This is a genomic window from Micromonospora sp. ATA51 (assembly GCF_016802855.1).
Lineage (GTDB): Bacteria > Actinomycetota > Actinomycetes > Mycobacteriales > Micromonosporaceae > Micromonospora > Micromonospora sicca.
Genome location: NZ_JAEVHJ010000407.1, coordinates 1 through 5,075, shown reverse-complemented (window position 1 = coordinate 5,075; position 5,075 = coordinate 1). Strand labels below are relative to the sequence as shown.

The window sequence follows — 5,075 nt, the reverse complement described above, 5'->3', positions numbered from 1 at the left end:
GACGCTGCGGCTCGGACGACACCCGAAGATCATGCCAGCACGCCAGCCACAGTGGACAACAGGTCCCGATCAGCGACTCACCTCAGGCTGAACACGTACTATCGCCCGCCCACATTCGGGGCGAACAGTATCGAGGCACGCCTTCTCCTGTTCCACGTGGAAGCCGCAGATCGGGCTCGCGTCATCTACATGCCGGACACCGCCTGGCCAATAAGCGGAACACCCGCCAGACTTATCCCAGAGCCGATCTCACGCCCCAGTTCTGATGTCACCTGTTGAGATTTCGACACGTCAGCAATGATTCGCTTACGCTCGCCTTCCCGATCCCTACCTGACGCCTCAAACGACGCCTTTTCCTCATCGCTCACCACGACGGTCGTCAACCAACGCAGCATGAGGTGGTTTGGAACCACCCTCCGCAGGGCGGCTCCGAAGGGCCAACCTTCATCTTCCACGCAGCACCGCATCAAGGGCCTTACCTACATCAACCCCTCCTTGCGTTCAGGACACACGAGATCACCTCACTGCGGACGCTCCAACTTCCACGTCCCCACTCCCGATGCCCGATCATGGACTCGGTCGAAGTTCGCCGGCAGCGCGAACCGGTTTCCGCCGAACAGGTAGGAGAAGTCCTCGCCGCGGAACCCGCCGTCCCTGTCGAAGACGATCGTCGAGCCGCGCTTGGTGTCTTTCCACGCCCCGACGAGTTGGCCGGGAGTCACGTCGATCCGTTTGCCCAGGGCCTCACGCTTTGGCGCTATGTGGCTACAGCGGGCCTGGCACTTGCGGTAGACAACCGTGTTGCTGGCGTCAGGGTCACCGATGTAGTGAACTAGAACGATCGCGCCGTCAGACCGCTGCGCCTCCACACTGTTGCCCCCGCCGTCGGGCGCTTCGCCAAGACATCGAAGTAAAGATCGATCAACCCGCTCGGCGCTTGCGAATGCCCCAGCAGTTTGCCGATCGACCACTGACCGGAGCCGGGCGACTTGTCATGCTTGATGTCGAAGCCGGCTGGGAGGACGTCCGTGAAGCCGACGAACATATAGCCCACGTCGTCGGCGTAGAAGTTCCCGTCCGCCGTGAATTCGATGACGCCGCCGCGCTGATCGCCTTGCCACACTCCGGCCAGGTCATCTGCCGTCATCTCAACCAACTCGGAGCCACCGGAGAGCGCCGGTCCCACAAAGCATCCGGCGGTCATAGTGAGAGCGACGACAAGCAGCAGGACTCTTCGCACAACCCATTCCCCGGTCAGGCACCAAGGTCGACCCGATCCTATGCCGGCGCGGCCCCCGCTGACGCCCGGAGCATGTCAGCGTCCGGCTCGCCAGCTGGCGAAGGGCGGCTCGCTACCCGTCGCCCGGTTGTGGCGGGCACAGGACGCATACCTGCCACTGGACCTGGTGATCCGCGACGACGCCGCAGGTGACGGGTACGTCGGTGATCGACGCACCTTCTCAGCGGCAGAAAAGGATGTCTGCATCAATCAGTAGAGCCACCGGTCGAGCACTGCGGGCCAGAAGTGGGTTGCATGGTCGCCGTCCCCGAACGCGGGCGGGTCAAGGGCCCTGATCCGCTCCAACAGGTCGGCGAGCTCCGCGAGTGCTTCCTCTTCGGCCTGTCCGTCTTCGTCCCAGCGGCCGATGACGGTTGAGCTGGTCAGCCAGCTACCGACCATGTGCAGCGAACACAGCCAGTGGTTGATCGTTGAGTTGACGAACCAGGTGCTGCCGTCCGACGACCATGCCTGCACCTCACCGGTCCCCGGCACGGCACCGTACACCCAGTCCAGGTCGTCGGAGTTCGCCAACCGGTACATCGTCGGCTCTGCGTGGAATGACACCGCATTCACGAGGTCATCGATCAGCGGTACGCCACAGGAGACCAGTGCGGCCTTCTGCGGATCGGGAAGCCGCCACGTCGCCACGTCCAGCTCGGTGGCACGCACCACCCGCCCAGTACCAGCCCAGGCCGTGACCGCTTCGAACGCGGGAGGCAACGGAAGATCATCAACGGGCACGCCAATGAGGGTAGTCCGGGCAAGGTTCCAAGCGCCCAGTGTTCGTGTAGTGGCTAGGCATCCGACCATCGGCACGTCTGGATGCAGGCACCGGCGATCGGTCACCTTCCGTGGCGAGCGCTACGCGGCATGTGCGTGCGTCCTGCGCTGCCGGCGCACGGGGCGGGGGCCACCGGATAGTGCGCCATGTCGGGCCGGGCGGCCCGATATTCGGGCGTCTCGCCGGGGTGCGTCCACTAGCGTGCCGCCTCATGGAGAACACCACCGTACGCACCGAACGCCTCGAGCTTCGCCCTGTGCGTGACGAGGACGTGGACCGGATCCTGGAGTACCGCAATCTGCCGGAGGTCACGCGCTGGCTACTCCGCACTGAGGTCGACCCTGCATCCTTCCGCGCGGCATGGCGGCGCGCGGCCGCAGACCCCGACGACCACAGTATGGCGGCCACGCTCGACGGCGTGGTGATCGGAACCGTCTCGCTCGACGTCGTCGACGGCATGGGTCAACCCGGCATGCCACCGCGGACCGAGGCCCAGCTCGGCTACATCTTCGATCCAGCCTACGGCGGCCATGGATACGCGACCGAGGCCGTCACCGCGGTGGTGGCGCACGCATTCGACCGGCTGGGCACTCGGAGAATCACCGCCGGCTGCTTCGCGGACAACCTCGCCTCGGTGCGAATCCTCGAGAAAGTCGGCATGCGCCGTGAGCAGCACGGCGTCGGCGATTCCTGGCACGCCGAGCTGGGCTGGGTGGACGGCTACACCTACGCCCTCCTCGCCGAGACATGGCATCGAGAGGCAACACCGTAGGAGCAGCCGAAGACTCTGAAGGCTGGCATGAAGCCCTGGCCAGAGGGTTCTCAGTGGGACCCAGCTCGGTAGTACCTGTCTAGGAAAGCTGCGTAGCGTCCGGGGTCGTACGACTCCTCCACCCACGCGATCACCTCGAGGATCTCTCGGGCTTCCTCGGTGCATACGGTCGCGAGATAGTCCTTGGTCTTGGCCACGCCCGCCCCCAGCATCAGTTCCGCGTCGATGGCGCCGGTCGCGTCCATACTGGTGCCGCGGGCGCGGTGAACCACCAGCGCGTCCTCGACGGCACCGACGTGCCAGAGCTGGACGGCGCAGATCCGCATCAGCTGCGTGTTGCCGGGGACGGTGCCCGTTCCAGCGTAGGTTTCCGCCTCGCGCTGGGTTTCGCGCATGAGGACATCCCGAACGATCGGGACTTGGCCAGCGGCGACCCGCAAACCGTAGGCGGCCAGGTGCTGGTCGGCGTCCCGCTCGTACTGGTCATAGATGTCCATTCCCACGGACCGTGTGTAGCAGGAGCAGAGCGCGTCGGCCAGACAGCGCTCCCGCACCGCGGCATGACAGCGCACGTGACCTTGGTGGTTCTCACCTCGACCGTGCTGGCGGCCAGCCCCAAGAGCGAGGCGGTCCGGGCCGGCCGTCGTGGCGAGCGACGGTCGGGTCAGGGTCTGCCGGCCCCCGGTGCGGGTGCTGGGAAAGCCACGACCTGCCCGCTGGGTTGTGACGGCTCAGGTCCGGCCCAGTTCTGGCCGACGACGAATAGGCGCGGGTGATGGCCTCGGCTGAGCGTGCAGGCGAAGGCACCCCGGTCGAGGCTGACGGTGGCCAGCACTTCGCCACCCTGGCGGAGCCGAACGCAGCGCTGGTTGCCGACGTCGGCGTACCAGACCGCGCCCTCGGCGTCGAAGCAAATCCCGTCGGGGTGGTCGCCGGGTGTGTCTGCCCATACGCACCGGCTGCTGAGGCCTCCGTCGGCATCGATGTCGTAGGCCGTGAGTCGGTTCGCGTACGACTCGGCAACGACCAGGGTCGCGCCGTCCGGGCTGATCGCCATGCCGTTGGGGAATGCGAGGTCGTCGGCGACCTGCTTGACGGTGCCCTCCGGCGTGACCAGCGCGATCAGGCCTGGGGCGAACTGGCCGCCGGGAAAGTCGAACCCGATGCAGTTGACGTAGGCATTGCCCCGTTCGTCGACCACGATGTCATTCCACGGCTTGTGCGATATCCCGGAAAGGTCGGCATGGCAGACCAACGATTCGTCCGGCTTGCGGCGCAGCAGCCGTTGCTGTGCCGAGTCCACGACGAGCAGCTGCCCGTCCGGCAGGAAGTCGATGCACATCGGGAAAGAGGCGACCGTCGCCATCACCTCGTGGCTGCCGTCGGTGCTGAGCGCGATCACCTGATTCGCGCCCCAGTCGGAGAACCAGATTCTGCCGTCGTGCCAGCGGGGCGACTCGCCGAACACGACACCCTCCATCAGGACCTCAGGATCACTCACCCGTCTCCTCCCCTTGCCATGGGGGCCGGACCAGTCTCGGACTCATCGGGCCAGACAGTCATGTCTCATGAACATCATGGCTCATGAGAATAGTGGGCTACGATGGCGCAATGGCGCAAGAGGGAGCCGATGAGCCGCCCGAGCTCACGTCCAGTACCGGCTTTCTGCTCGCCCGCCTCGGTGCCGAGTCGAGACGTCGGTGGGCCCGGATGCTGTCCGAGCGCGGCCTGAGCCCTCACCACTTCGGGGTGCTCATGGCACTCGACCAACACGGCGAGACACACCAGCAGCGGCTCTGCGAGGCAATCGGCGTTGACCCGCGCAACGCCGTGCCGATCTTCGACACGCTCGAAGCCCACAGTCTGATCGCACGTACCAGCGATCAGACCGATCGACGCAAGCGCGCCGTCGTCATCACCGCGGCAGGACGAACAACAGTCGACGAACTCCGCCGCACCGGAGCCGCTCTGGACCACGACCTGCTCGCGGGCTTGACCGACCACCAGCGGACGACCCTGCACCGGCTGCTACTCAAGGTGTTCGACACGATTGTCGACAGCAACCACAGCACCATCACAATGCCAGCACAGCCGGCCGACCGATCGGCCGCATCGAGAACTTGAACAGAACGTCGCCCACCCTGAGAGCCTGGTAAATAAGGGGTTCGGGCGGTCGCCGGTCCTGACGAAGATCGACAATCGTGACGGCGCCGGCGTGGCGGCGTGACATGGGGAAGGGC

General features: G+C 65.7%; 8 protein-coding genes. 2 read left to right on the top strand and 6 right to left on the bottom strand.

Annotated features, from left to right (window positions below; all coding sequences use genetic code 11):
• Positions 1-185 precede the first annotated feature (185 nt).
• The 4 genes from JNW87_RS34525 to JNW87_RS34510 all read right to left on the bottom strand — a co-directional run bounded on the left by JNW87_RS34525 (position 186) and on the right by JNW87_RS34510 (position 2,092).
• Positions 186-383, bottom strand: a complete 198-nt coding sequence (locus JNW87_RS34525; protein ID WP_146230979.1) for a hypothetical protein — start codon at positions 381-383, stop codon at positions 186-188.
• Positions 384-521: 138 nt separating this feature from the next.
• Entirely contained in the window at positions 522-722 is a 201-nt protein-coding gene (locus JNW87_RS34520) for a hypothetical protein (protein ID WP_146230978.1), read from the bottom strand.
• 110 nt (positions 723-832) lie between these two features.
• On the bottom strand, positions 833-1,204 hold the full coding sequence (locus JNW87_RS34515; RefSeq protein ID WP_238455129.1) for a hypothetical protein: 372 nt from the start codon (positions 1,202-1,204) through the stop codon (positions 833-835).
• A 285-nt stretch (positions 1,205-1,489) separates the two neighbouring features.
• Entirely contained in the window at positions 1,490-2,092 is a 603-nt protein-coding gene (locus tag JNW87_RS34510; protein ID WP_109800140.1) for an SUKH-4 family immunity protein, read from the bottom strand.
• A 182-nt stretch (positions 2,093-2,274) separates the two neighbouring features.
• On the opposite strand from JNW87_RS34510, the gene JNW87_RS34505 reads away from it, so the two are divergent.
• A complete protein-coding gene (locus JNW87_RS34505) occupies positions 2,275-2,835 on the top strand; it encodes a GNAT family N-acetyltransferase (protein WP_238455127.1) in 561 nt (186 codons plus the stop codon).
• Positions 2,836-2,885: 50 nt separating this feature from the next.
• On the opposite strand, the gene JNW87_RS34500 is transcribed toward JNW87_RS34505, so the two are convergent.
• Positions 2,886-3,332, bottom strand: a complete 447-nt coding sequence (locus JNW87_RS34500; RefSeq protein ID WP_109800138.1) for a hypothetical protein — start codon at positions 3,330-3,332, stop codon at positions 2,886-2,888.
• A gap of 167 nt (positions 3,333-3,499) precedes the next feature.
• Entirely contained in the window at positions 3,500-4,303 is an 804-nt protein-coding gene (locus tag JNW87_RS34495) for an SMP-30/gluconolactonase/LRE family protein (protein WP_238455126.1), read from the bottom strand.
• Positions 4,304-4,446: 143 nt separating this feature from the next.
• Between JNW87_RS34495 and JNW87_RS34490 the strand changes: the two genes are divergently transcribed.
• Complete coding sequence (locus tag JNW87_RS34490; protein ID WP_238455125.1) at positions 4,447-4,959, top strand: MarR family winged helix-turn-helix transcriptional regulator; 513 nt, start codon at positions 4,447-4,449, stop codon at positions 4,957-4,959.
• The last annotated feature ends 116 nt before the right edge of the window (positions 4,960-5,075 follow it).

Excerpts from the sequence above, each read along its gene's own strand:
- JNW87_RS34515 (WP_238455129.1), bottom strand. The coding sequence starts at position 1,204 with ATGACCGCCGGATGCTTTGTGGGACCGGCGCTCTCCGGTGGCTCCGAG.
- JNW87_RS34510 (WP_109800140.1), bottom strand. The coding sequence starts at position 2,092 with ATGGTCGGATGCCTAGCCACTACACGAACACTGGGCGCTTGGAACCTT.
- JNW87_RS34505 (WP_238455127.1), top strand. The coding sequence starts at position 2,275 with ATGGAGAACACCACCGTACGCACCGAACGCCTCGAGCTTCGCCCTGTG.
- JNW87_RS34500 (WP_109800138.1), bottom strand. The coding sequence starts at position 3,332 with ATGGACATCTATGACCAGTACGAGCGGGACGCCGACCAGCACCTGGCC.
- JNW87_RS34490 (WP_238455125.1), top strand. The coding sequence starts at position 4,447 with ATGGCGCAAGAGGGAGCCGATGAGCCGCCCGAGCTCACGTCCAGTACC.